The 22,963-nt window shown below is 66.6% G+C and carries 24 protein-coding genes; 9 read left to right on the plus strand and 15 right to left on the minus strand.

Features of this window, described 5'->3' with window-relative positions:
• Window positions 1-169 precede the first annotated feature (169 nt).
• Window positions 170-712, plus strand: a complete 543-nt coding sequence (locus tag MJ602_RS04975; RefSeq protein ID WP_243019732.1) for a sigma-70 family RNA polymerase sigma factor — start codon at window positions 170-172, stop codon at window positions 710-712.
• Window positions 709-1,350, plus strand: coding sequence for an NrsF family protein (locus MJ602_RS04980; RefSeq protein ID WP_243019733.1), 642 nt, complete (start codon window positions 709-711; stop codon window positions 1,348-1,350). The genes MJ602_RS04975 and MJ602_RS04980 overlap by 4 nt, the downstream gene beginning before the upstream one ends.
• Window positions 1,351-1,357: 7 nt before the next feature.
• On the opposite strand, the gene MJ602_RS04985 is transcribed toward MJ602_RS04980, so the two are convergent.
• Both MJ602_RS04985 and MJ602_RS04990 read right to left on the minus strand, forming a co-directional pair.
• Window positions 1,358-2,605: a multifunctional CCA addition/repair protein gene (locus MJ602_RS04985; protein ID WP_243019735.1), complete on the minus strand. Its 1,248-nt coding sequence runs from the start codon at window positions 2,603-2,605 to the stop codon at window positions 1,358-1,360.
• 37 nt (window positions 2,606-2,642) lie between these two features.
• Window positions 2,643-3,437: a putative signal transducing protein gene (locus MJ602_RS04990; protein WP_243019737.1), complete on the minus strand. Its 795-nt coding sequence runs from the start codon at window positions 3,435-3,437 to the stop codon at window positions 2,643-2,645.
• 54 nt (window positions 3,438-3,491) lie between these two features.
• Between MJ602_RS04990 and MJ602_RS04995 the strand changes: the two genes are divergently transcribed.
• Genes MJ602_RS04995 through MJ602_RS05005 form a run of 3 tightly spaced genes read left to right on the plus strand, consistent with a single transcriptional unit; the run spans window position 3,492 to window position 4,682 of the window.
• Window positions 3,492-3,962: a hypothetical protein gene (locus tag MJ602_RS04995; RefSeq protein ID WP_243019739.1), complete on the plus strand. Its 471-nt coding sequence runs from the start codon at window positions 3,492-3,494 to the stop codon at window positions 3,960-3,962.
• A 52-nt stretch (window positions 3,963-4,014) separates the two neighbouring features.
• Window positions 4,015-4,446: a putative toxin-antitoxin system toxin component, PIN family gene (locus MJ602_RS05000; RefSeq protein ID WP_243019741.1), complete on the plus strand. Its 432-nt coding sequence runs from the start codon at window positions 4,015-4,017 to the stop codon at window positions 4,444-4,446.
• Window positions 4,443-4,682, plus strand: coding sequence for a toxin-antitoxin system HicB family antitoxin (locus MJ602_RS05005; protein ID WP_243019742.1), 240 nt, complete (start codon window positions 4,443-4,445; stop codon window positions 4,680-4,682). The genes MJ602_RS05000 and MJ602_RS05005 overlap by 4 nt, the downstream gene beginning before the upstream one ends.
• 137 nt (window positions 4,683-4,819) lie before the next feature.
• Here the strand turns inward: MJ602_RS05005 and MJ602_RS05010 are convergent, their stop codons facing one another.
• The 6 genes from MJ602_RS05010 to MJ602_RS05035 all read right to left on the minus strand — a co-directional run bounded on the left by MJ602_RS05010 (window position 4,820) and on the right by MJ602_RS05035 (window position 9,690).
• The gene (locus tag MJ602_RS05010) at window positions 4,820-5,113 is read right to left on the minus strand and encodes a type II toxin-antitoxin system RelE/ParE family toxin (protein ID WP_243019744.1); all 294 of its coding nucleotides are present in this window, start codon (window positions 5,111-5,113) and stop codon (window positions 4,820-4,822) included.
• Between the two features lie 20 nt (window positions 5,114-5,133).
• Entirely contained in the window at window positions 5,134-5,418 is a 285-nt protein-coding gene (locus MJ602_RS05015; protein WP_243019746.1) for a ribbon-helix-helix protein, CopG family, read from the minus strand.
• Window positions 5,419-5,488: 70 nt separating this feature from the next.
• Window positions 5,489-6,172, minus strand: coding sequence for a glutathione S-transferase family protein (locus MJ602_RS05020; RefSeq protein WP_243019747.1), 684 nt, complete (start codon window positions 6,170-6,172; stop codon window positions 5,489-5,491).
• A 107-nt stretch (window positions 6,173-6,279) separates the two neighbouring features.
• On the minus strand, window positions 6,280-7,965 hold the full coding sequence (locus MJ602_RS05025; protein ID WP_243019749.1) for an acyl-CoA dehydrogenase family protein: 1,686 nt from the start codon (window positions 7,963-7,965) through the stop codon (window positions 6,280-6,282).
• 27 nt (window positions 7,966-7,992) lie between these two features.
• A complete protein-coding gene (locus MJ602_RS05030) occupies window positions 7,993-8,838 on the minus strand; it encodes a PaaX family transcriptional regulator C-terminal domain-containing protein (protein ID WP_243019750.1) in 846 nt (281 codons plus the stop codon).
• 279 nt (window positions 8,839-9,117) lie between these two features.
• On the minus strand, window positions 9,118-9,690 hold the full coding sequence (locus MJ602_RS05035; RefSeq protein WP_162017488.1) for a 5-formyltetrahydrofolate cyclo-ligase: 573 nt from the start codon (window positions 9,688-9,690) through the stop codon (window positions 9,118-9,120).
• A gap of 15 nt (window positions 9,691-9,705) precedes the next feature.
• Between MJ602_RS05035 and MJ602_RS05040 the strand changes: the two genes are divergently transcribed.
• Window positions 9,706-11,688, plus strand: a complete 1,983-nt coding sequence (locus MJ602_RS05040) for a lytic transglycosylase domain-containing protein (RefSeq protein WP_243019752.1) — start codon at window positions 9,706-9,708, stop codon at window positions 11,686-11,688.
• 760 nt (window positions 11,689-12,448) lie between these two features.
• Here the strand turns inward: MJ602_RS05040 and MJ602_RS05045 are convergent.
• The 3 genes from MJ602_RS05045 to MJ602_RS05055 all read right to left on the minus strand — a co-directional run bounded on the left by MJ602_RS05045 (window position 12,449) and on the right by MJ602_RS05055 (window position 16,023).
• The gene (locus MJ602_RS05045; protein WP_243019754.1) at window positions 12,449-13,378 is read right to left on the minus strand and encodes an MBL fold metallo-hydrolase; all 930 of its coding nucleotides are present in this window, start codon (window positions 13,376-13,378) and stop codon (window positions 12,449-12,451) included.
• Window positions 13,379-13,530: 152 nt separating this feature from the next.
• Window positions 13,531-15,216: an AMP-binding protein gene (locus tag MJ602_RS05050; RefSeq protein WP_243019756.1), complete on the minus strand. Its 1,686-nt coding sequence runs from the start codon at window positions 15,214-15,216 to the stop codon at window positions 13,531-13,533.
• A gap of 66 nt (window positions 15,217-15,282) precedes the next feature.
• Window positions 15,283-16,023, minus strand: coding sequence for an FFLEELY motif protein (locus tag MJ602_RS05055; protein WP_243019757.1), 741 nt, complete (start codon window positions 16,021-16,023; stop codon window positions 15,283-15,285).
• A 120-nt stretch (window positions 16,024-16,143) separates the two neighbouring features.
• Here MJ602_RS05055 and MJ602_RS05060 point away from each other — a divergent pair, with 120 nt between their 5' ends.
• Entirely contained in the window at window positions 16,144-17,043 is a 900-nt protein-coding gene (locus tag MJ602_RS05060) for an esterase/lipase family protein (RefSeq protein ID WP_243019759.1), read from the plus strand.
• A gap of 6 nt (window positions 17,044-17,049) precedes the next feature.
• On the opposite strand, the gene phhA is transcribed toward MJ602_RS05060, so the two are convergent.
• The 4 genes from phhA to MJ602_RS05080 all read right to left on the minus strand — a co-directional run bounded on the left by phhA (window position 17,050) and on the right by MJ602_RS05080 (window position 21,353).
• Complete coding sequence (phhA, locus tag MJ602_RS05065; protein ID WP_243019761.1) at window positions 17,050-17,943, minus strand: phenylalanine 4-monooxygenase; 894 nt, start codon at window positions 17,941-17,943, stop codon at window positions 17,050-17,052.
• Window positions 17,944-18,016: 73 nt separating this feature from the next.
• A complete protein-coding gene (hppD, locus tag MJ602_RS05070) occupies window positions 18,017-19,162 on the minus strand; it encodes a 4-hydroxyphenylpyruvate dioxygenase (protein WP_162017481.1) in 1,146 nt (381 codons plus the stop codon).
• A gap of 305 nt (window positions 19,163-19,467) precedes the next feature.
• The gene (locus MJ602_RS05075; RefSeq protein WP_243019762.1) at window positions 19,468-20,421 is read right to left on the minus strand and encodes a lipase secretion chaperone; all 954 of its coding nucleotides are present in this window, start codon (window positions 20,419-20,421) and stop codon (window positions 19,468-19,470) included.
• Complete coding sequence (locus MJ602_RS05080; protein ID WP_162017479.1) at window positions 20,421-21,353, minus strand: esterase/lipase family protein; 933 nt, start codon at window positions 21,351-21,353, stop codon at window positions 20,421-20,423. Before MJ602_RS05080 ends, MJ602_RS05075 begins: the two co-directional genes overlap by 1 nt.
• 156 nt (window positions 21,354-21,509) lie before the next feature.
• Between MJ602_RS05080 and MJ602_RS05085 the strand changes: the two genes are divergently transcribed.
• Together MJ602_RS05085 and MJ602_RS05090 are read left to right on the plus strand one after the other, a co-directional pair.
• On the plus strand, window positions 21,510-21,992 hold the full coding sequence (locus tag MJ602_RS05085) for an Lrp/AsnC family transcriptional regulator (RefSeq protein WP_162017478.1): 483 nt from the start codon (window positions 21,510-21,512) through the stop codon (window positions 21,990-21,992).
• Window positions 21,993-22,203: 211 nt separating this feature from the next.
• Window positions 22,204-22,938: a GNAT family N-acetyltransferase gene (locus MJ602_RS05090; protein ID WP_243019764.1), complete on the plus strand. Its 735-nt coding sequence runs from the start codon at window positions 22,204-22,206 to the stop codon at window positions 22,936-22,938.
• The last annotated feature ends 25 nt before the right edge of the window (window positions 22,939-22,963 follow it).

A 22,963-nucleotide genomic window follows, 5' to 3' on the forward strand; every position in this document is an offset into this window, starting at 1 on the left:
CTCCTTGGGTGATGAACGAGACCTCTGCCTGCAATGCCAACGCACCCGGCCGGTCTGCGCTGAAATTCGCGGGCACGGCGGTGCGGGTTACGCTGTGGTTGAAAATTTATTTTTCGGCCCCCGTGTAACCGGCCGCGCAGCGGCCCCGAATACCAGCGAGGGAGACGCCATGGAGATAGAACAGCGGCTGCGCCCGCTGCTGCTGCAGGGCCTGGAGGGCGATAGCAACGCCTACCAGCGCTTCCTGAAGGAGCTGAGCGCGCATTTGCGGGCCTTTTTGCGCCGCCGCCTGGCCCAGCGGCCCGATGAAGTGGAGGACCTCGTGCAGGAGACCCTGCTCGCCGTGCACAACCAGCGCCACACCTACCGGCCCGACCTGCCGGTGACGGCCTGGGCGCATGCCATCGCGCGCTACAAGCTCATCGACTGGCTGCGCTCGCACGCGGTGAAAGGCGCGCTCGACGTGCCGCTGGACGACGTGCAGGAGCTGTTTTCCAGCAGCGATGCCGAGGCCGCGCAGGCCCGGCGCGACCTGGGCCAGTTGCTGCAGACGCTGCCCGACCGCCAGCGCCTGCCCATCGTGCACATGAAGCTCGAAGGCCTGTCGGTGGTGGAGACGGCGCGCCTGACGGGGCTGTCGGAATCGGCGGTCAAGGTGGGCGTGCACCGGGGGCTCAAGGCCCTGGCCGCCCGGATCAGGGGAGCGACATGAAAACCGATGATTTGATTGCCATGCTGGCCAACGATCCCGGCCCGGTGCCGCGCCATGGCATCGAGCGGCGCTTTGCGGTGGCGGTGCTGGCCGGCTTGGGCGGGGGCCTGGTGCTGATGCTGTTGCTGTTTGGTGTGCGCCCTGGGGTGGCGCAGGACATGGCGCTGCCCATGTTCTGGGGCAAGCTGGTGTTTGCCGGCCTGCTGGCAGCTGGCGGCTTGGCCGTGCTGCGCCGTCTGGCGAGGCCCGGCATGGGCCTGGGGCACAGCCTGGCGTTGCTGGCCCTGCCGCCGCTGGTGCTGTGGGGTTTGGCCGCCGTGGCGCTGGGCCAGGCCGGGCCCGGCGAGCGCCTGCCTCTGGTGCTGGGCAGCACCTGGCGCAGCTGTGCCTTCAACATCGCGGCGCTGTCGCTGCCTGCCCTGGTGGCCAGCCTGTGGGCGCTGCGCGGCGCGGCGCCCACGCGCCTGGCCTGGGCGGGCGCCGGGGCCGGGCTGCTGGCGGGCGCCCTGGGCACCTTGGCCTATGCGCTGCACTGTCCGGAAATGGCTGCGCCCTTCCTGGCCGTGTGGTACCTGGCGGGCATGGCCTTGCCCACGCTGGCGGGTGCCTGGCTGGGGCCGCGCGTGCTGCGCTGGTAGCCGGTTGTCAGCTGGCGGGCTGGGCCAGCCAGGCGGCCACGGCCTCCACGCGCGCGGCGTGGATCAGTTCACCCACTTTTTGGCCTGTAACGCCCTTGGATGCTGCGTGAGCAGCTATCACACTGGTAGCAACCGATTGCACCGCCGTGAGCGCGGCGTTGATGCGCGGGCGCTGGGGATAGGGTTTTTCCTCGAAATGCAGGCGCCCGCGCGCGTCGCACTCGCAGGCGAGCAGGATCTCGTCGAGCCGTGCCGGCTTGCGGATGGCGTCGCAGCGCTCCAGCAGCCGCACCAGCGCGGCCGCGCCCAGGTCGCCGCTCCTGTGGATGTTGCCGTGCTCGCGCGCCACCACGTCGGCCAGCTCGCGGCAGTCCGTGGGCACGCGCAGCCGCTCGCACAGGCCCTTGAGCAACTGGGCGCTGCGCTGCTCGTGGCCGATGTGGCGTGGCAGCACATCCTGGGGCGTGGTGCCCTTGCCCAGGTCGTGCGTGAGGCAGGCAAAGCGCACGCCCAGCGGCGCCTGCAGGCGCGCGGCCATGTCCAGCACCATCATCAGGTGCACGCCGGTGTCGATTTCGGGGTGGTAGTCGGCGCGCTGGGGCACGCCCCAGAGGCGGTCCACCTCGGGCAGCACCACCTTCAGCGCGCCGCACTGGCGCAGCACCTCGAACATGCGCGAGGGCTTTTCCTCCATGAGGCCACGCGCCAGCTCCTGCCACACGCGCTCGGCCACCAGGTGGTCGGCCTCGCCGTGCGCCACCATGGAGCGCATCAGCGCCATCGTTTCAGGCGCCACCGAAAAGTCGGTGAAGCGCGCCGCGAAACGCGCCACTCGCAGGATGCGCACCGGGTCGTCGTGGAAGGCGTGGGTCACGTGGCGCAGCACCTTGTCGCGCAGGTCGCGCGCACCGCCATGGGGGTCAAAAACGGTTTCGGCGCCCGTGGAATCAGCGCCAATAGCTATCGCATTGATAGTAAGGTCGCGCCGCGAGAGGTCTTCCTCCAGCGTCACGTCGGGCGAGGTCTGCACCACGAAGCCCCGGTAGCCGCGCCCGCTTTTGCGCTCGGTGCGGGCCAGCGAGTATTCCTCGCGCGTCTGCGGGTGCAAAAAGACCGGAAAGTCGCGCCCCACGGGCAGGTAGCCCTGGGCCACCATCTGCTCGGGCGTGGCGCCCACCACCACCCAGTCGTGGTCGTTCACGGGGCGGCCCAGCAGCCGGTCGCGCACGGCGCCCCCCACCATGTAGATTTGCATGGGGGCAGTGTATCGGTGGTGGGGGGCGTTTGTGTACCTACCGGGGAATAGGGCCGTGTGAAGCCTCCTCCCCCAGGGGGGTGTAGGTCACGCGGGTGTCCAGTTTGCTGTCTTTGTCGGTGTCCAAGTCGGCATGCAGCATCACGCCTAGATTGAAATACTCCACCCGCACGGGCAGGCCCGAGGTGGGGTTGATGTATTGCGTGGACCGTTGAACGCCATGGACAAAGTGGGTTACCAGATCCGGGAGACCGTCTCCGTTGGTGTCTGTCCTTGTAGTCACGGCGTTGCCGTCACGAAAGCTCGTCGTGGTCTCGTATGTTCCGTCAAAGTTGTCGTCGCTTTTTGCGGACTCTGCCAACCCTCGTTTGTCGTACTGCACGATGTAGTCAATCTTGCCATCCAGGTTACGGTCCACTTCCGTGCGTAGCAGATTGCCGCGCGCGGTGTAGCTCCATCGCTCATCCAACACTCCGTCCCAGTTGTGGTCAATGCCATCGCTGGAGACCGGTGTCCGCACGAAGGCGTACAACAAACCCGCCCCCAGGAGCATGCCGCCCACGAAGTACCACAACCCACCGGCGCGCCGGGAGTGCTGCGGTATGGGGGCAGTTTCGCTGGGCTGGTCCGCCTCCCAGCGCGCGATGATTTCGCGGGCTTTCGCTTGTTCTGGCTCTGGAACCTCCAGTCGGACGAGCCCGGCAGCAGGCAGTTCGCCCATGGCGCCCTGCAGATGCTCGCCCTGGATGACGGGCGAAAGCCCCTCCTGGGCCAGCAGGTCGCGCAACATATGCGCTTCGATGGCGTTGGCCGCTTGGTAGATCGTCTTCATGGGTGCGTGGCGGGTGTGTTGGTTGCAGGCATGCGTTGCTACAGTACGCCCATCATGTCCTTGTCTGATTCATTGACCATTGTGCAGCCCCAACCCGATGGGAGCATTCCGGTGCCGCAGGCAGCGCCCTCGGCAGAGCAAGTGGCCGCCACCGAGCAGGCCGCGCAGGCCTTGCAGGCGCGGGCACAGGAACTGCAGAACCAACTGGAGGGATTGCAGCAAATCCTGAACAAGCCTCTGTCGGAAATCCTGGCCGACCGTGAAAAAGCTCTGGAGGCTGCTGGCGCATGGGATGCCTTCGGTGCCATGTGGGTGCTGTCGCAGCGCGCCATGCGCCGCGTGGCCATGGACCTGGCCGCGCAGCAGGAGTTGAGCGAAGCCGAGGTGGTGGCGCGCGCCATGCGCTATGCCAACGCGGTGCTCAACACCGAGGACGAGACCCTGGGCGGCTCGATCGCCCCGGCGCAACTGGCGCACATTGCGCGGCACAAGGCGTTTTTGCGCAAGCAGTTCCGGCAGGGGTGAGGAGGGCGGTAGGTCGCCTCGCCGGATGTGATACGGTATCATAGGTAATACCATGAAAGCTTGTCCCCAGATTGTGCTGGACACCAATGTGTTGGTGGCGGGGCTGCGTTCACGCAATGGTGCGTCGTTTGAATTGCTCCGGCGCTTGCCTACAGGGCAATATCGCTTGCATCTGACGGTGCCATTGGCCATGGAGTACGAGGATGTCTTGCACCGTTCCGGGCTGTTGCCCTTGCCTGTGGACGCGATCGACGCTGTTTTGGACATGGTGTGTGCCGTCGCGGTTCAACAGCCGGTTCATTTTCTGTGGCGGCCTCAATTGCGTGACCCCCGCGATGAACTGGTGCTGGAGGCCGCAGTCAATGCCTCGGCAGACTATCTGGTGACGCACAACCTGCGCGACTTTGCTGCCGCAGGTGGGTTCGCAGTCCAGGTGGTCACACCCGGCCAGTTCTTGAAGCTATTGGATGGAGGAGCACTATGAGCATACTCAGCCTGCGTTTACCGCAATCGATCCACCAGAACGCCAAGCTCTATGCCCAGCGAGAGGGCATTTCCGTCAATCAGTTGGCGGCGACGGCATTGGCTGAAAAACTGGCAGCGCTCGCCGCCGAGGACTACATCGCCCAGCGTGGCCAGCGCGCCAGCGCTGAAAAATATGCGGCTGCACTGGATCTGGTGCCTGATGTTCCGGCAGGTCCGGGGGATGTGTTGCCGTGATGGCTTCGCCATTTAAGTATCCATCCAGCCGCCGTGGGCGATCCCTCGGTAGCAGCATCACCTCCGAGCAACTGGCGCACATCGGGCGGCACAAACCGTTTTTGCGCCAGCAATTCCGGCAGGGGTGAGGCCGGGCCTCAGCGCTTGAAACCGGCCTCCCGCTGACTGCGCACCGCCAGCACGAACACGGTATCGATGGCAGCCACGTAGTGGTACAGCGCCACATAGCCGCGCGAGGATTGACCTATCACCAGCTCCCGCTTGCCGCCCCGCACAGGGCGCCCGATCAGCGGGCTGAGGGTGAGGATCTGCAGGGCCTCCAGAATGGTGTCAATGCGCTCGGGTGCGGATTCGGGGTCGTGTTGGGCGATGTGGTCGAAGAAGCGGTCGAAATCGTCCAGGACTTCCGGGGCCAGCTCGATGCGGGTCATGCGAAGGCAGGCGCTGGCGTTTACTTGCCTGGGGTACGGGCGGAGGGTTTGCGTGGCCGTTTGCCCTGGGCGCGGGAGGCCAGGTAGGCCTTGGCATCGTCCCAGGCCACGGTCTGTCCCGTGGCGCGGATGCGTGCCCAGCGCTCGTCGGCCACGGCGTGAAAGGCGTTGTCCAGTTCCACCTGCTCCACCGTCTGGGCCAGGGCGTCCAGGATGAAGGCATGGGCCGTTTTGCCCGCTTGCGCGGCAGCGGCGTTGATGCGGGCTTTGAGCTCGTCTTCGAGGCGGATGGTGGTGGTGGGCATGGCGGCTCCGGTGGCGAATCAATGTAGCACACAAGTGCTACAAGTGCCATGCCGGGACCGAATCAGCGTGTCAGCGCCGCAGCCGGTACGGCTCCTCGAATTCGCGGAAATCCGCCTCGGCCAGGGCATCGTCGATCCAGGCCTTGACCCCGGGCAGTGCGCGCACGCGCTGCACAAAGGCCTGGATGTGCTCCGGCACCGGCAGGCCGTAGCTGTGCAGGCGCATGCAGACCGGGGCGTAGAAGGCGTCGGCGATGGTGAATGCGCCGAACAGCATGGGGCCCCCGTGCTGTTCCAGCAGGCCGCTCCACATCTCCACCAGGCGCTGCACGTCGGCGCGCACGGCAGGCTTGTCGCGCCAGATCAGTGCGCCCACCTCGGGCAGGTGGGCCTCGATGTTCATGGGGCAGGCGCCGCGCAGGGCCGTGAAGCCGCTGTGCATCTCGGCGCACACGCTGCGGGCGCGGGCGCGGGCGGTCTTGTCCTGGGGCCAGAGGTTCTTTTCCGGGTAGGTTTCGGCCAGGTATTCGGCGATGGCCAGGGTGTCCCAGATGGCCAGATCGCCATCGACCAGCACCGGGACCTTGCCGGTGGGCGAGATGCCGGCGATCGTGGCCTTGAAGTGCGAGTCAGCGTCGAAGCTGTCGAAGCGCGCGAGCACTTCCTCGAACGGAATGCCCGCCTGGCGCAGCAGCACCCAGGGGCGCATGGACCAGGAGGAGTAGTTCTTGTTGCCGATGTAGAGCTGGAGCATGGTTCACCTGCTGAAGAAAAGGGGCCGCAAAAGAGCGGCCCATTGTGCGGCAAAGTGTAGAGGGCGCGAAAGGCAGCAATTGCATGCCGGTGCCCCGGCCAGGGTTTTCAGACCAGGCGTGGCGTGGCCCGCTCGATGATGGCGGCCACATCGACGCCGCGCGGCAGCGCGCCGTAGTTAAAGCTGCCCTCGGGCGCGAGGCGCGAGGCACAGAACGCGTCGGCCACGAAGGCGGGCGCGCCGCGCACCAGCAGCGAGGCCTGCAGCGCCAGCGCCATGCGCTCGACCACGTGGCGGGCACGGTACTGCAGATCGGTGGGGTCGGCGAATTCCTTGCCCAGATCGCGCACATGCTGGTCGAGCAAGGTGTTCTGGCCCAGCGCGAGCCGCAGTTCGGCGAAGAAGGCGTCCACCACCTCGGGTGTCTTGGACATGGCGCGCAGCACGTCCAGGCACTGGATGTTGCCGCTGCCTTCCCAGATGGCGTTGACCGGCGCCTCGCGGTACAGGCGCGGGAACATGCTGTCCTCCATCACGCCGCTGCCGCCGATGCATTCCATGGCCTCGTAGGCGTGGCCGGGCGTGCGCTTGCAGATCCAGTATTTGCCCACGGCGGTCACCAGGCGCACCAGCAGGTCCTCGTGGCGGTTGTCGCGGTGGTCCAGCGCCCGCGCCACGCGCATCGACAGGGTCATGGCTGCCTCGCTCTCCAGCGCCAGGTCGGCCAGCACGTTCTGCATCAGCGGCTGCTGGTTGAGGCGGGCGCCGAAGGCGCTGCGGTGCGCGCAGTGGTGCAGTGCCTGCGACAGCGCCATGCGCATGCCCGCGCTGGAGCCCACCATGCAGTCGAAGCGCGTCATGGCCACCATCTCGATGATGTTGCGCACGCCGCGCCCTTCCTCGCCCACCATCCAGGCCAGCGCGCCGCGCAGCTCGGTCTCGCTCGACGCGTTGGAGGCGTTGCCCATCTTCTTCTTCAGGCGCAGCACCTGCAGCGGGTTTTTGGTGCCGTCGGGTCGCCAGCGCGGCAGCAGAAAGCACGACAGGCCCTTGTCGGTGTGTGCCAGCACCAGGAAGGCATCGCACATGGGCGCCGAGACGAAATACTTGTGGCCCACCAGTTCATACGCCTGACCGGGGCCGCCCTGGCCCACGGGGTAGGCGCGCGTGCTGTTGGCCTGCACGTCCGAACCGCCCTGCTTCTCGGTCATGGCCATGCCGATGGTCACGCCGGTTTTTTGCTCCACTGGCACGTTGCGCGGGTCGTACACGCGCGCGGTGATCTTGTGCTCCCACAGCGCGGCCAGGTCGGGCTGCAGGCGCAGCGCGGGAATGGCGGCGAAGGTCATGGTGATGGGGCAGCCGTGGCCCGCCTCCACCTGGGTCTGCAGGTAGTTGCCGGCGGCGCGCGCCACATGGGCGCCATGGCGTGGGTCGGTCCAGGGCGAGGAATGCAAGCCGTGTTCAATGGCCGTGCCCATGAAGCGGTGGTAAGCCGGGTGGAACTTGACCAGATCGATGCGGTTGCCGAAGCGGTCGTGTGTCTCCAGCTCCGGTAGATGCTTGTTGGCGAGATGACCCTGCTCCAGGTACTCGGCCGAGCCGGTCAACTCGCCAAAGCGGAGCAAATCCGCATCGGCCCAGGCCGCGCCCTCGCGCTGCACGGCCTCGCGCAGCGCGGTGTCTTGGGCGTACATGTTGTAGTCGGCGAGCTCGCAGGACACGTTCTCGACCTGGTGGGTGTCGGCCAGGTAGCGGGTGTGCAGGGCGGTGGTGTCGTTCGGCGCGTTCATGGCGGGGTCTCCGGTGTGAAAGGGGCGTCAGGCCACGCGCAGGCGGGCCTTGCGGGTGGTGGTGTCGGGGGTGGAAAGGGTGTCGTAGAAGCGGTCCCAGATGGCGCGGCCCGCCGCATCGAAGGCGTGCACGCTGTCGATGAAGGCGGCGCGCAACGCGCCGTCCACCATGGGTTCGGGCAGCAGCGGGTCGTACACGAGTTGGCGGATGGCCGCGCCACCCAGGAAGAACGACTCGCGCGCCGCCTGGTCGATGGGCAGGCGCGCCGCGCCATCCAGCCAGCGTTGCAACTGCTCCTGCGTGGCGCGGTAGCCCTGGTTGAGGGCGACGCCATCCCACAGCGCGTCCACGGCGGCCTCGGTGGCGGCATCGAGCGAGGTGCAGCCGCAGACCACGGCCTGCGCCTCCAGGCCCAGTGCGTGCAGGCGCGCGCGGATGGCGGCGATGTCGGCCTCGATGTTGTCCGGCCGCAGCCAGAAGTCGCGTTGCAGCTCGGCAAAGCCCAGCAGGTGCAGGGCGCGCTCGCGCTGCCGCGTGGCGGCGCGGTCGCTGCGCGCCAGCGCGCCGCAGTGCACCGCCACGTACTGCCCGTTCCAGGGGCGCAGGCGCTCGGCGGTGCTGCGCCAGTGGGACACATCCTGCGCCAGGCTCTGCGCGGTCGGCCCCAGGCGCCAGGCACCGCGCTCGGTGGCCTGCGCCATGTCCTGCGCGGCCAGCCGCGCCAGCGTCACGCGCACATGGTTCTCGCTGATGCCAAACACCGCCCCCGCCGCCACGGCATGGCTGACGGGCAGCGCGTCGTCGCCGCTGGCGAGCAGCAATTCCAGCAGCAGGTGTTTGGGTTGGACTTTGGCGTCGAGGGAAGAATGCATGTGTTAAATATTACACAAATATCACATCAAAGCAAATATGTGTAATAACGCGGCGCGTGCGAAGCCACTGCGGGCTCGTCGGTTTTTGCTTATCGATGCAGCGGCGTCAGCAGCGGGGGCCAGCAGACACCGCGCAAGGGCCGCCCCGCCGCGCTGGGGGCGTCCCCTTCTCCCCCGACCCCTCCCCCGCGAGGGGGGAGGGGAGGTGTTACCCCTCTCCCCTGGTGGGAGAGGGGCAGGGGGGGAGGGGGCGCTGCAGGCGACTCAGGGGGATGTGCCTTACACCGGCCACACCACCCCGTTGTCGTTCAGGATCGCATCCAGCGGCAGGTCGTGCGCCTCGGGCTCGAAGTCGTCGAGGTAGCCCTGGGTGTAGCCCAGGCCCACGGTAGTTGGGCGGGGCTGCAGGGTGGCCAGGGTGCGGTCGTAGAAGCCGCCACCGTAGCCCAGGCGGTAGCCGCCCGGTCCGTAGCCCACGCAGGGCACGAAGAGCAGCGTGGGCACGATCAGCTCGGTGTCCTTGGGCTTGGGGATGCCGTAGGCGTCTTCCTCCATAGGGCAGCCGGGGTACCAGGCGTGGAAGGTGAGGGTCTTGTGCTGCTTGTTCACCACGGGCAGGCCGATGCGGCGCAACTGCGGTTCGTCGAGCAGTTCGCCGTCTTCCTTCCAGCGGTGCAGGGCGGGCAGGGGGTCGAATTCGCCCTTGATGGGCCAGTAGGCGCCGATGATGGTGTCGGGCCGGTTCACGAGCCAGATGCGCATGACCTGTTGCAATAGGTCGGCGCGCTGTAGGCGATCGGGCAGGTTCAGGCGTTGTTCCACCAGAGTGCGCCGCAGGGCTGCTTTGTCCATCACATAATTCCCCGAATGTATTTATCGAAGATTCTGACACCGCTGGTGGCCTGTGCGCTGCTGGCTACGCCCACGGCCCCTGTTTTGGCCCAGCCCAAGGGGGACCAGGTGCTGCTGGACATGCAGCAGGCTTTTCGCAAGGGCGACCGCAAAAGGCTCGAACAGCTCCTTCCCCAGGCCAAGGGCCATGCGCTGGAGCCCTGGGCGGCCTACTGGGAGCTCAAGGCCCGGCTGAACGACGCCTCGGCACAGGAAGTGCAGGGCTTTCTGCAGCGCTGGGCGGGCACTTACCACGAAGACCGCCTGCGCAACGACTGGTTGCAATTGCTGGGCCAGCGCCGCGATTGGGCGCAGTTTGCCGAGCACCACGCCCAGTACCGCATGCAGGACGACAAGGAGGTGCGCTGCTACGCGCTGCTGATCGAAGACATCAAGGGCACTGCCAGCCCCAACGTGGGGGATGAGGTACGCCGCCTATGGCACAGCCAGCGCGACGCCGATGACGGCTGCGCCCACGCTGCGGCTGAGCTGCTGGCGGCGCGCAAGCTCAGTGCGTTGGATGTGTGGCGCAAGGCACGCCTGGCGGTGGAAGCCAACCGCCCCGGTGTGGCGCGCAAGGCGGTGGAAATCGTGGCGCCCGATGCGCTGCCCACATTGCGCGAGGCCCTGGACGCGCCCAGCAAGTTCCTGCGCGCACACTCCACGGCCCGCGGGCGGATGCGGCAGGAGCTGGTCTTGCTGGCCCTCATCAAGCTGGCGGGCAGCGATATCGAATCCGCCGCGTCGCAGCTGGATGCCAAGTGGGGCGTGCACCTGTCGCCCGAAGAACGCAACTGGGCCTGGGGCGTGATGGGCAAGGTGGCGGCGCAAAAGCTCTCGCCCAGTGCCATGGGCTATTACGCCAACGTATCGCGCGATACGGACCTGAACGACGACCTCCTGGCCTGGAAGGTGCGTGCCGCCCTGCGCGCCGGGCAGTGGAGGGAGGTGCGCCATGCCATCGACGCCATGGGCGAGGAACAGCGCCAGGACGCCACCTGGGTGTACTGGAAGGCCCGCGCGCTGCTGGCCGGCCGCCCCAACGACCATGAGCGCGCCCAGGCCCAGCGCCTGCTCGAAGGCATTGCCGGTACACGCGGCTTTTACGAACAACTGGCGCTGGAAGAACTGGGCCAGCGCGTGACGCTGCCCCCCGCACCCGCACCGCTGACCGAGGAAGAGAAAGCCGCCGCGCGCGCCAACCCCGGCCTCAACCGGGGGCTGTACGCCATCCTCATCGGCCTGCGTGGCGAGGGCGTGCGCGAGTGGAACTACACCACCAACCTGCACCGCCCCGGCGGCATGAACGACCGCGAACTGCTGGCCTCCGCCGACTTTGCCTGCCAGCGCGAGGTGTGGGACCGCTGCATCAACACCAGCGAACGCACGCGCGGCACCATCGACATGGTGCAGCGCTTCCCCATGCCCTTCCGCGACGCGGTGGTGGAGCGTGCCAAGTCCATCGGACTCGACCCGGCCTACGTCTATGGCCTGATCCGGCAGGAAAGCCGCTTCATCATGGACGCCCGCTCGCACGTGGGTGCCTCGGGTCTCATGCAGGTGATGCCCGCCACCGCACGCTGGACGGCCAAGCGCATCGGGCTGACGGACTTCCGTGCCGAGCAGATCACCGACCGCGACACCAACATCGCCATCGGCACGGCCTACCTCAAGCTGGCGCTGGACGACTTCGGCGGCTCTATGCCCATGGCCGCTGCCGCCTACAACGCGGGGCCCGGCCGCCCACGGGTGTGGCGCAACGGCACCGTGCTGGACGCTGCCATCTGGGCCGAGAACATCCCGTTCAGCGAAACGCGTGACTACGTGAAGAAGGTGCTGGCCAACACCACCAACTACGCGGCGCTGATCACGGGGCAGCCGCAGTCGCTCAAGGCGCGGCTGGGGACGGTGGGGCCGCGGGGGGTTGCGGAGCCGGAGGTGAACAAGGAACTGCCTTGATGGTTCTTGGGGGCTGTTTTTGAGGGTGGCTGGCCGGGTCTCGCCCCGGGGGGCGAGGTACTTTTCTTTGCTTCGCCAAAGAAAAGTACCCAAAAGAAAGGCGACCCACTGTCTGCGACCCCTGCGCTGTGCGAAGGGGCAAACCTGCGTAGGGGCGCTTGCGGGGTGCGCCGTGGAACTCACTGCGCTGCTGCGCAGCTCCGTTCGGACAACCCCGGCGAGTCAGTGGACGAAGCATGCGCGCTGCGACGCGCATGCCCACCCCGCAAGCGCCCCGCCGCAGGCGCAGCCAGAAGGGGTTTGAAGGCCGCAATCCACACGGGCCATCGCTGCGCTCGGCCCGGCTTGCGCGGCGCGCAGCGCCTGCGACCCTGGGGGCCGAGCGCCGCGATGGCCCGAAACCTACCAAGCCCTTCTGCACGTGCCGAGAAGCGCAGAGCGCGGGGCGGGCGTGTGCCGCAGGACACACGCCTTTGTGGTCTGACTTGCTGCGGTTGTTCGAACGGAGCGCCGCAGGCGCGCAGTGAGTTCCGCAGCATGCCCCGCGAACGAGCATCGCAGGTTGCCCCCGCGCGCAGCGTGGGGGTCACGGGCGGCAGGGTCGCCCTTTCTTTGCTTACTTTCTTTCGGCGAAGCGAAAGAAAGTGAGTCGCCCGCCGGGGCGAGACCCGGCCAGCTGCCGAATGCAATTACATGATGATTGCTATAAAAAATATAGCTGTTTGCGCTTATCAGATAAGCGCCAGAGGCCAAAAACACCTCAAATATTCACCAGCACATCCCCCTCGCGCCGCGCCGCCCCCGAGCGCACCAGTTCGTCCATCAGCCCCTCCAGCCACTCGGCCTGGCCGCGGTCGCCGAAATGCCGCTGGTGCATGGTGCCGAAGTAGGGCGTGGCGTCGGTCCAGGCGCGCAGGTCGGGCAGGCTGATGCGCTGCCATTCCAGCAGCTTGTACTTGAGCAACACCTTGGCGGCATAGAGCGCGTGCTTGCCGGGGTTGCTGGCGAAGCCGTCGAGGCGCCTGCGTGCCACGCCCAGGGCGCGCGGGGCATCGTGGAACACCGGGCCGTGGCCGGGGATCACGGTGCGCGGAGCCAGGTGCTCGATCAGGTCGAGCGTGCGTGCCACTTCCTCGAAGGCGTCGGCACCATCGAGCTCGGGGAAGACCACGCCGAAGCCGTTCTCCCACAGTGCATCGGCCGAGATGAGGGTGCGGTCCTGCGGCTCGAACAGCACGATGGAGTGCGGGTCGTGCCCCGGCGCGGCATGCACCTGCCAGGGGCGGTCGCCCAGCAGCTCCTCGGTGCCGGGTTGCAGCAGGGCGTCGCAGCGGAACTGCGGGCATTCCTGGCCCGTGGGCGTGTAGCTCAGGGCGTAGGGGTCCCAGTGGCGCACATGCGCTGCCTGGCCGGGCGGGATGGCGGTGTGCACCTGCGGCCAGGCCTGCTGCAGCGCGGCGTTGCCGCCGCAGTGGTCGCTGTGCAGGTGGGTGTTGAGGATGCGCTCCAGCGGCCGTCCGCCCAGCGCGGACTGCACCAGCGCCAGCGTCTGCGCGCTGTGCGTGCAGTAGCCCGTGTCCACCAGCGCGGCGCCCGAATGCTGTCCGGTGAACAGGATGTTGTTCGACGACAGCCAGCCGCGTTCAAAAACAGTGACTTCGGGCGGAAGGGCCGATGGATGTTGCGTCATAAGCTATCCAATGAGAATTTGCTGCCCGTGGTGGTTGCCATGCGCGCGGCCCAGCCCAGCGACCGCCGCGCAAGGGCCGCCCCGCCGCGCTGGCGGTGTCCCCCTTCCGCAGCGCGCAGCGCTGCAAGAGAAGGGGGAAGCGGCGCAGCCGCTCAGGGGGTTGTCCTTAACTCGCGGCGCAGGATCTTGCCCACGTTGGTCTTGGGCAGGTCTTCGCGGAACTCGATGTACTTGGGCCGTTTGTAGCCGGTGAGGTTCTCGTGGCAGAAGCGTTCCACGTCGCTTTCTTCGAGCGAGGGGTCGCTGCGCACCACGAACACCTTGACGGCCTCGCCCGACTTCTCGTCGGGGATGCCGACGGCGGCGCATTCGAGCACGCCGGGGCAGGTGGAGATGACGTTCTCGATCTCGTTGGGGAAGACGTTGAAGCCGCTGACCAGGATCATGTCCTTCTTGCGGTCGATGATGCGCGTGTAGCCCTCGGCGTCCATGATACCGATGTCGCCCGTGCGCATGAAGCCGTCGGGCGTGAAGGCCTTGGCGTTCTCCTCGGGCTGGTTGTAGTAGCCCGGCATGACGTTGGGGCCACGGATGCAGATCTCGCCTGAGGCGCCCTGGGGCAGGCTGTTGCCGTCATCGTCCTTGATGGCGATCTCGATGCCCGGCAGCGGCAGGCCGATGGTGCCGGTGAAGGTGGTGTTGTTGACCGGGTTGTTGGTGCCGATGGCGCAGGTCTCGCTCATGCCCCAGCCCTCGATCATGGTGCTGCCCGTGACCTTCTGCCACTGTTTGGCCGTGCCCTCGGACGCCGCCATGCCGCCGGCCTGTGACACGCACAGGTGCGAGAAGTCGAGCGTGCGGAACTGTGGGTTCTGCAGCAGGGCGTTGAACAGCGTGTTCACGGCGGGCAGCATGTGGAAGGGGCGTTTCTTGAGCACCTCGACGAACTTCGGAATGTCGCGCGGGTTGGGGATCAGCGTCAGGCGCGAACCCTGGCGGATGGCCAGCAGGCACAGCGTGAGCGCGAAGATGTGGTACAGCGGCAGCGCGGCAATGCTGTTGGCCTTGCTCAGGTCGCCAATTTTGGCGAGCGCCGGCGTGAACCAGGCCTCGGCTTGCAGCGTGGCGGCAATGATGTTGCGGTGGGTCAGCACCGCGCCTTTCGACAGGCCCGTGGTGCCGCCCGTGTACTGCAGGAAGGCAATGGAGTCGTGGTTGGCCTGGCTGGGTTGCAGCGTGCGGCGCGCGCCCATCGCCAGCGCCTTTTTGAAGCTGGTGACCTGGCGGCCGCCGGTGAGCGGAAGCTCATAGGCGGGCACCATCTTGGCCAGGTGGCGCACGGCGAAGGTGATCCACTGGCCGTACCAGAAGCCCAACATGTCGCCCATGGAGGCCATGACCACATGCTTGACGTTGGTGTGGTCGATGACCTCGGCCAGCGTGTGGGCGAAGTTCTCCAGGATGACGATGGCCGTGGCGCCAGAGTCCTTGAGTTGGTGCTCCAGTTCGCGTGCGGTGTAGAGCGGGTTGACGTTCACACAGGTGTAGCCCGCGCGCAGCACGGCGGCCATGGTCACGGCGAACTGCGGCACGTTGGGCAGCATGATGGCCACGCGCGCGCCTGGCTCCAGCCCCTGGCCCTGCAGCCAGGCGCCGAGGGCGGCGGAATGGCGGTCCAGCTCGCCGTAGCTCATCCAGCGTTCCATGCACACCGAGAAGGGGCTGGCGGCATGCTTGCGCATCGCCTCTTCCAGCAGGTGCGCGGCCGAGCGGTACTGATCGGGGTCCACGTCGTGCGGTACGCCCGCGGGGTAGTTCTTGAGCCAGATCTTGTCCATGCGTTGTTCTGCAGTCAGGATGGGGAAAAAAGGAGGCCTCATTCTCTGTGTTGCAGTGCGCAAGGGCTACCGGGCAAGTCCTAGGGTGGCCTCCAATTGCGTCCCGCAGGCGACAGGGTCGCCGTCGAACAGCGCCTGCATCAACGTGGCTTCGCGCTCGTGCACGGTGCTCAGAAAGTGCTCCACCGCACCGCGCCTGCGCGCCATCTCGCCAAAGGTGTCAAACCCCGTTTCCAGAAAATGCTGCAAGGCCCCCAGGCCGGCGGCCTGGGCGGGTTTGCGCATCATGCGCAGCATCATGCGCAGGCCGGGCATGCGCGTGAAGCGGGTGAGGTCTTGGCCCAGCTTCATCACGCTGGCCAGTTGTTGTTCGCGCTCGGCGCGCTCGCCCACGCCGCGCCAGGCGGCCACGTAGCGGGCGGCGTCGGCGGGGGTGGGGGGCAGGTGCACCCAGGCCAGCCCCATGGCGTGGTCCAGCCGCTCGGTTTGCATGTGCAGTAGCGCCAGGTCGGTGGCGGTCTGCACCACCGCCTGCGGAAACACCGTCTGCAAGGTGCCCGCGATGCGACCGAATTGCGTGTCGCGCTCGCTGTAGTCGCCGGGGCTGTACAGCTCCTCCAGGAAAAATCGCGTGGCACCCTGGTACAGGGGGTCGGCCATCAGGTCGGCATAGGTGCCAGCGAAGCGGCGCGACTGCCATTGCTTGACGGCCAGTACGGCCTGGGCCAGCGATGGGTCGGCCTGCTGCTGCACGCGCAGCGCGGTCACGTCGGCAAGGCTGTGGCGGATGGTGTCGGCAGCGTCCATGGCTGGAGGGGATGGTCTATGCTTTCACCATTACACCGAAAAACGGCGTTTCCCCCCTTGCGCCACCTCGAAAGCCCGCATGAATAGTCTTCCCTCTCTTCACTTCGCTGCAGGTGCACCATGATCGCGCGCATGCAATTGCTGGCGCTGGTGTTTCTGGTGCTATCCCTGGCGGCCTGGTGGGCCTGGGCGCTGCCCCAGGGGCTGGATCTGGCCTGGGCAGGAATGGGTGTTTTTGCGGGGATGTATGTGCTGGGCCTGGGCCTGCCCTTTGTGCTGATGCATGCCGTCAACCAGGCTGATGTGGCGCCCCGGGCCACGCTGGCGCAGGTGTTGCGGGCGGCCGTGGCCGAGGCGCGCTGGGCGCTGGTGGTGTTTGGCTGGCGCCAGCCACTGCGCAGCACCAGCGTGCCCGACTGGCTGCCCGATGCCCCCACCGGCCATCGTGGCGTGGTGCTGGTGCACGGCTTTTTGTGCAACCGTGGGCTGTGGCTGTCCTGGATGCCGCTGCTGCGGTCGCGCGGACATGCCTACGTGGCGGTGAATCTGGAGCCAGTGTTCGGCTCCATCGATGCCTATGCCTCCACGGTGGACGATGCGGTGCGCCGTGTGACGCAGGCCACCGGCCTGCCGCCCGTGATCGTGGCGCACAGCATGGGTGGCCTGGCCACGCGGGCCTGGTTGCGGGCGTTTTCTGCCGATGCGCGGGTGCACCGGGTCATCACCTTGGGCACGCCGCACGGCGGCACCTGGCTGGGCCGCTGGAGCCAGGCTACCAACGGGCGCCAGATGCAACAGGCCAGCCCGTGGCTGCAGCAACTACAGCTTGACGAACCCCTCACCCGCGCCCACCTGTTCACCTGCTGGTATTCCAACTGCGACAACATCGTTTTCCCGGCACGCACGGCGGCGTTGCCCGGCGCCCGCCAGCGCTTCGTGGCGGGCCTGGCGCATGTGGAAATGGCCTGTGATGAACAGGTGATGGCTGAATGCCTGGAAGAAATGGCGCAGGCGAATTGAGGGCGTTCAGCGCTCCAGCATGCAGCGAAAACCGGGGTAGCTTTCGGCGTCCGTGGCGTTGTCGCCATCGTCCGGATCGCGCGCATTGGCTGCCAGTTCGGGTTGCTTGCGCAGGCGCTCGTACATCGGGCCGAAGTCCGGGTCGGTCATGGCAAACAACTGCTCGAAGCTGTCGATGACGAAGTAGGTCTGCTGGAAGCTGTCGATCTTGTAGCGCGTGCGCATGGTGCGCTCCAGCCGCAGCGGCAGGCGCTGTGGCTCGGGGCTTTGCACGGCGTAGCGCAGTTCGCCGGCCGAACTGAGGATGCCTGCGCCATACGCGCGCAGCCCCTCGGGCTGGCGGATCAGACCGAACTCGATGGTGTACCAGTACAGCCGCGAGAGCATCTCGCACGCGCCCAGGCGCTCGGCCTTGAGCCCCCCTTCGCCATAGCGCTGCACGTAGTCGGCAAACACCGGGTCGAACAGCAGCGGCACATGGCCGAACAGGTCGTGGAAGATGTCGGGCTCGACGATGTAGTTGAACTCCTCGGGGGTGCGAATCCAGTCGGTGACCGGGAACTTGCGGTGGGCCAGCAGGGTGAAGAAGGGCACCTCGGGGATCAGGCCGGGCACGGCCACCAGCTCCCAGCCGGTGGCGCGGTGCAGGTGCTCGCTGATGTCGTCCAGCCGCGGAATGCGCTCGCGCGCGCCCAGCCGGGGCAGGGCGGCGATGAAGGCATCGCAGGCCAGTCCGGGCAGCTGTGCGCTCTGGCGTTCGTACAGGCGGCGGTAGGTGTCGTGGTCCTGCGCGGTATAGGCGTTCCAGTCCTGGGTGCAGGTGTAGTCGGGGCGGGCGCGGGCGTAGTCACCCCGCGGGGGGCGCTCGCTCGCTCCATAGACGACGGGTTCGGCGGCCATGGTGTGTCTCCTGGTTTTTTGTCATGGTGCGTACAGGCCGCTTCGGTGGCGGCCTGTGTCGGGGGCAGTCCGCTCAGGCCTGGCCCGGAGCCTTGAGTACGCCGCGCCGGATCTGGTCCAGCTCGATGGACTCGAACAAGGCCTTGAAGTTGCCGTTGCCAAAGCCTTCGTCACCCTTGCGCTGGATGAACTCGAAGAAGATGGGGCCGAGCTGGTTCTCGCTGAAGATCTGAAGCAGCAGTGCGTCCTTCTTGCCGTCGATCAGGATCTTGCGGTCACGCAATGCGGCGAGCGGCTCGCCGTGGCCGGGGATGCGCTTTTCCACGAGCTCGTAGTAGGTGTCGGGCGTGTCGAGCAGGCGCACGCCGCTGGCGCGCAGCTTGTCCACGGTGGCGTAGAGGTCATCTGAGCCCATGGCGATGTGCTGGATACCCTCGCCTTTGTACATGTCCAGGTATTCCTGGATCTGGCCCGGCTTGTCCTTGCCTTCCTCGTTGATCGGGATGCGGATCTTGCCGCAGGGGCTGGTCATGGCTTTGCTTTTGACGCCCGTGACCTGGCCTTCAATGTCGAAGTAACGGATCTCGCGGAAGTTGAACAGGCGTTCGTAAAAGTCGGCCCACTCGGCCATGCGGCCGCGGTGCACGTTGTGCGTGAGGTGGTCGATGTAGGTCAAGCCATGGCCCACGGGGTTGAGCGCTTCTTGCGCGCTCACGCCCGGCAGGGGCTCGAAGTCCACGTCATAAAAGCCGATGTTGCCGATGTCGCCGGGCTGTGCGCCGCCCTTGCCGCGCCAGCGGTCCACAAAATAGATCAGGCTGTCGCCAATGCCCTTGATGGCCGGGATGTTCAGTTCGCCAGGGCCCGCCTTGCCGGCATAGCCCCAGGCGCCCAGCGAGATGGCGCGCTCGTAGGCGGCCTTGGCGTCGTGCACGCGAAAGGCAATGGCGCAGACGCTGGGCCCGTGCAGGCGCGCAAAGCGCTGGGCAAAGCTGTCGGGCTCGGCGTTGACGATGAAGTTGATGCTCCCCTGGCGGTACAGCAGCACGTTCTTGTGGCGGTGCCGTGCCACGGGTTGGAAGCCCATGGCCTGAAAGCTGCGTCCCAGTGCGGCTGGATCGGGTGCGGCGTACTCGATGAATTCGAAGCCGTCGGTGCCCATGGGGTTGTCCCAGGCGTCTTGGGGGGCGGTGGCCGTTTCCGGCAGTGCAGCGTTCATGGTGTCTCCGTAGTTGCTTGACCTGAGAGGCTGAGAGTCTTTTGCCAATGCCCGCCTTGCACGCCAAAACACCCCTGCTCGTCGTTGCAAATGCTCGCCATAGCCCGCGTTATGGCTGCGCTTTGCGCCTCGATCAGCGGCGCTTTGACGCGCCTTTCGGGCACGGGCAAAAAACTTTCAGCCTCTGAGTCATGCACTGTAGGCGCCAGGGAGATCAGTGTTCGCGCGAAATGGGCCTCATAAAACAAGGTGTTTGCAGGAATTTTGCGTCACATCAAATCCATGTGCGCAAAACGGGTGCTGTATCAGCGGTTTTGCGCAGGGCTGCGCAGGCCCAGGGCGCCTTCCAGGCGCAGCTGTTCTTCGGGGGTGAACAGGGTCTGACGCAGTTGATCCAGGCGGGCGGCATCCTGCCCGGCGCTGCGCGCTTGTTGGTATTGGTCCAGCCGGGCGTTCCAGTCGCGCTCTTCGCGGTCCAGGCGTGCCAGGCGCTCTGCGGCCTCGGCGCCGTAGGTGGCGCTGCGCTGGGCAAAGCGGGTGGCATCGTCCGCCCCCTGGGCGTTGAAGGCGGCGGTTTGCTGGGCGGCGCCGACATGGGCCACAGATTCGCTGCGCTGCGCGCGCAGCGGGGCGGGCAACTGGGCTTCGGTCTCGGCCAGGGCCTTGCGCTTCTCCTCGGCACTCAGCGCGGTGTTGCGCTCGATCTCCAAGCGGGCCAGAAGGGCCTGGTCCAGCAGTTGTTGCTGGCCGAACAAGGCCTCGTACTCGTCGCCGTCGAAGTGCTGCAGGCGCAGCTTCTGGCGCTGCTCCAGCGCCTGTCGCATGGCATGGGGGTCCAGCGGATCGGCGGGGGGACGCAGTTGTCCCAGCGCCACCCGGTAGTCCACATAACGCCGCGCCAGGGCCAGGGCGCGGGTGGTCAGCTCTGGCGCAAAGTGCTGGCCGACCAGCGCCTCCAGCCGCAGCTTCAACGCATCGGGGCTGCCGGCTTCGCCGGCGTCGTGCAACATGGCCTCGATGGCGTCCCGCAGGCCTGGGGTCAGCAGCGGGTCGTTGCCCGCTGCGCCTGGGGTTGTGCGTCCTTGGCCGAGGGGGTGGGGCGGTGGGGCTGCGCGGGCCAGGGCCTGTGCAGGCCCCTGGCCCTGGGCGGCGGGCGGTGCGGTGTCGGTGGGCGAGGTGTCCCCGCCCAGAAACCACCACAGTGCGCCCGCACCGGCCAGGGCGGCGACTGCTCCACCGGCCCACACCGCCTTGTGCATCACAGGCCCAGGTTCTTCAGGCGGTTGGCCTGCTGGCGGTACACCGTGACGGGATCGGTAGCGAACCAGTCGCGCAGACCCAGCACCTGGTTGACTTCGTCCAAATGGTTTTGCGAGTAGTCGCCCAGGTGTTTACCCAGGCGCGACGAGCAGGCAGACACCAGGCCGTCGTTGGCTTCGCCAAACACCAGGCCCAGCACGGCCAGGGGGGCGTCGCTCACGTCCAGCAGGTTGGTCAGCGTCTTGGTGCCGGTCCAGGAGTAGTAGCGCACGCCATTCACCAGTTCGGCGCCGTTGCCGCAGCCGCTGGTGGGTACACCGGCGGGGAAGCGCTGGTTGAACTTGGCGGAACCAGCCGTGGTGAGCGAATCCAGCGCGGCCGTGGGCATTTGCGGCAGGCTGCTGCCGCCCGAGGTCAGGTTGATCAGGGTGACCAGGGCTTTGGCGGCACCGTTCGCCACGCTCTCGCTGACGCTGCCTGCAGGTGCCACACCACGCATGATGTCGGCCACGCGCGAGCCGCGGTTCACGCCACCCACCGAGGTGACCGAGGCCACGAGCTGCGGCGCCACACCGGCCACGTAGCGCGTGGTGGGGCCGCCGTGAGAGTGGCCGATCAGGTTGACCTTGGACGCACCCGTGATGGCCAGGATGTTCTTCACCTGGGCCAGCAGTTGCTCGCCGCGCACCTCGGTGCTGTTGGCGGCCGACACCTGGGCCACATAGACCTTGGCGCCATCGCGGCGCAGCGCTTCGGGGATGCCGTAGAAGTAATCGACGCCCAGCGCCGAATCAAAGCCAAACAGCCCGTGCACCAGCACGATGGGGTAGCGCGTCTGGGTGTAGGTGCCTGCATGGGCGCCGTGCAACAGAGCGAGGGACGCACACGCGAACGCCAGGCCGCGCAGCGCGCGGCGAATGAAACCGGTCATGAATGTCTCCTGTGGATTTTGTATTGCACAAAAACGAACGACCGTGCGTTTTTGTGGGATTTATTGTTGGGTAATCCATGGGTTATCACTATCGGGACATACCCGATACAAGGGCAAAGTGATCTCCGTGGATGGGTGGCGCGTAATAATTGCGTCATGAATACTTCTGACGCATTGGACAAGCTGGATAGGGCTATATTGCGCTGTTTGCAGCACAACGGCCGGGAAACCTACGAGGTGATTGGCGAGCAGGTGGGCCTGTCGCCCAGTGCCGTGCTGCGCCGTGTCAAGCGCCTGGAAGAGAGCGGCGTGATCGATCGCTATGTGGCACTGGTGCGCCCCGAGGCGGTGGGCCTGGGGCTCACGGCCTACCTCAATGTGCGGCTGGAAAAGCACACCGAAACCCACAAGCGCAACCCCATGGATGTGTTTCGCGCCAGCGTGCAGACCTGGCCCGAGGTGGTGGAGTGCGCTTCACTGACCGGCGAAATGGACTACCTGCTGCGCGTGGTGGTGGCCGACATGGCGCACTACAGCCGCTTCATCATGGACACCTTGCTCAAGCACCCCAGCGTGCAGGATTGCAAGACCAGCTTCGTGCTCGACCGTGTGAAGACCACCACGGCGGTACCGGTGTAAAGGCCAACACCGCGCGTGGCCTGGTGAAGGGTCACGGGCAGCGCATCGGAGACTCCCAACCTGTCTCCGTGCCGACACCTTGTGCTGGTGTGGGCAAGCGGGCTCTTTTGCAAGTCATTGATTTCATGCACTAAATTCGGGCTTGTGTTGAACTGTTGCAATGCAGCAAAAATGTCTTGGAATTGCCAGGGAAAACCCCTATATTGGTTCCATGACCGCAAACAACGAATGGCTTCAGGCCGCCTTGGACACTGCCGATCCCGTATCGACACGGGGAAAGGGCGGGCGCCCGCCTGGCGCCGCCAAGCATCTGATGGTGCCGATCCGTTCGCTGGGGCCCAGCCACCGCGAGCGCATCGCCAGGCATTTGTTCGCTTTGGATGCGGAAGATCGCTATCTGCGCTTTGGCTACCCGGCCAGTGACGAGCAGATCCGGCGCTATGTGGATCAGCTCGACTTTGACCGTGATGACATCTTCGGTATCTACAACCGTCGGCTCGAACTCATCGCGATGGCGCACCTGGCCTATACGCCCCTGCCCGAGCATGCGAACTGCGCCGAGTTCGGTGTTTCGGTGGCGCGCTGTGCACGCGGGCGCGGCTACGGGGCGCGGCTGTTCGACCGGGCCGTCATGCACGCGCGCAACGCGGGTGTGCGCATGGTCTTCATCCATGCGCTGACCGAAAACACGGCCATGCTGCGCATCGCCAGCAATGCCGGGGCCGTGGTGCAGCGCGATGGCTCCGAATCAGAGGCGTTTCTGCAACTGCCGCCCCCCAATCTGGACTCCCGCATGACCGAAATGGTCGAGCAGCAGTACGGCGAGGTGGACTACCAACTCAAGCGCCAGGCCAAGCAGTTCTGGGCCTTCCTGGCCAGCGTGCGCGGCATGGGGGATGAAGTGCGCGAAGGTGTGCGCAAGGCGCTGGGGTCCACCGATCGCTGAACGCGGACCTCGGCACACGATCCGT

The organism is Simplicispira sedimenti (genome assembly GCF_022760965.1).
Lineage (GTDB): Bacteria > Pseudomonadota > Gammaproteobacteria > Burkholderiales > Burkholderiaceae_C > Simplicispira > Simplicispira sedimenti.

What these genes read in the sequence shown, in the direction of transcription:
- MJ602_RS04990 (WP_243019737.1), bottom strand. Translation starts at nt 3,437, where the DNA reads ATGAAGACGATCTACCAAGCGGCCAACGCCATCGAAGCGCATATGTTG.
- MJ602_RS05090 (WP_243019764.1), top strand. Translation starts at nt 22,204, where the DNA reads ATGACCGCAAACAACGAATGGCTTCAGGCCGCCTTGGACACTGCCGAT.
- MJ602_RS05020 (WP_243019747.1), bottom strand. Translation starts at nt 6,172, where the DNA reads ATGCTCCAGCTCTACATCGGCAACAAGAACTACTCCTCCTGGTCCATG.
- MJ602_RS05015 (WP_243019746.1), bottom strand. Translation starts at nt 5,418, where the DNA reads ATGCCCACCACCACCATCCGCCTCGAAGACGAGCTCAAAGCCCGCATC.
- MJ602_RS05035 (WP_162017488.1), bottom strand. Translation starts at nt 9,690, where the DNA reads ATGGACAAAGCAGCCCTGCGGCGCACTCTGGTGGAACAACGCCTGAAC.
- MJ602_RS05085 (WP_162017478.1), top strand. Translation starts at nt 21,510, where the DNA reads ATGAATACTTCTGACGCATTGGACAAGCTGGATAGGGCTATATTGCGC.
- MJ602_RS05060 (WP_243019759.1), top strand. Translation starts at nt 16,144, where the DNA reads ATGATCGCGCGCATGCAATTGCTGGCGCTGGTGTTTCTGGTGCTATCC.
- MJ602_RS05025 (WP_243019749.1), bottom strand. Translation starts at nt 7,965, where the DNA reads ATGAACGCGCCGAACGACACCACCGCCCTGCACACCCGCTACCTGGCC.
- MJ602_RS05005 (WP_243019742.1), top strand. Translation starts at nt 4,443, where the DNA reads ATGAGCATACTCAGCCTGCGTTTACCGCAATCGATCCACCAGAACGCC.
- MJ602_RS04980 (WP_243019733.1), top strand. Translation starts at nt 709, where the DNA reads ATGAAAACCGATGATTTGATTGCCATGCTGGCCAACGATCCCGGCCCG.
- MJ602_RS04995 (WP_243019739.1), top strand. Translation starts at nt 3,492, where the DNA reads ATGTCCTTGTCTGATTCATTGACCATTGTGCAGCCCCAACCCGATGGG.
- MJ602_RS05080 (WP_162017479.1), bottom strand. Translation starts at nt 21,353, where the DNA reads ATGACCGGTTTCATTCGCCGCGCGCTGCGCGGCCTGGCGTTCGCGTGT.
- hppD (WP_162017481.1), bottom strand. Translation starts at nt 19,162, where the DNA reads ATGAACGCTGCACTGCCGGAAACGGCCACCGCCCCCCAAGACGCCTGG.
- MJ602_RS05045 (WP_243019754.1), bottom strand. Translation starts at nt 13,378, where the DNA reads ATGACGCAACATCCATCGGCCCTTCCGCCCGAAGTCACTGTTTTTGAA.
- MJ602_RS05000 (WP_243019741.1), top strand. Translation starts at nt 4,015, where the DNA reads ATGAAAGCTTGTCCCCAGATTGTGCTGGACACCAATGTGTTGGTGGCG.
- MJ602_RS05055 (WP_243019757.1), bottom strand. Translation starts at nt 16,023, where the DNA reads ATGGACGCTGCCGACACCATCCGCCACAGCCTTGCCGACGTGACCGCG.
- MJ602_RS05010 (WP_243019744.1), bottom strand. Translation starts at nt 5,113, where the DNA reads ATGACCCGCATCGAGCTGGCCCCGGAAGTCCTGGACGATTTCGACCGC.
- MJ602_RS05075 (WP_243019762.1), bottom strand. Translation starts at nt 20,421, where the DNA reads ATGCACAAGGCGGTGTGGGCCGGTGGAGCAGTCGCCGCCCTGGCCGGT.
- MJ602_RS05040 (WP_243019752.1), top strand. Translation starts at nt 9,706, where the DNA reads ATGTATTTATCGAAGATTCTGACACCGCTGGTGGCCTGTGCGCTGCTG.
- MJ602_RS05050 (WP_243019756.1), bottom strand. Translation starts at nt 15,216, where the DNA reads ATGGACAAGATCTGGCTCAAGAACTACCCCGCGGGCGTACCGCACGAC.
- phhA (WP_243019761.1), bottom strand. Translation starts at nt 17,943, where the DNA reads ATGGCCGCCGAACCCGTCGTCTATGGAGCGAGCGAGCGCCCCCCGCGG.
- MJ602_RS05030 (WP_243019750.1), bottom strand. Translation starts at nt 8,838, where the DNA reads ATGCATTCTTCCCTCGACGCCAAAGTCCAACCCAAACACCTGCTGCTG.
- MJ602_RS04975 (WP_243019732.1), top strand. Translation starts at nt 170, where the DNA reads ATGGAGATAGAACAGCGGCTGCGCCCGCTGCTGCTGCAGGGCCTGGAG.
- MJ602_RS04985 (WP_243019735.1), bottom strand. Translation starts at nt 2,605, where the DNA reads ATGCAAATCTACATGGTGGGGGGCGCCGTGCGCGACCGGCTGCTGGGC.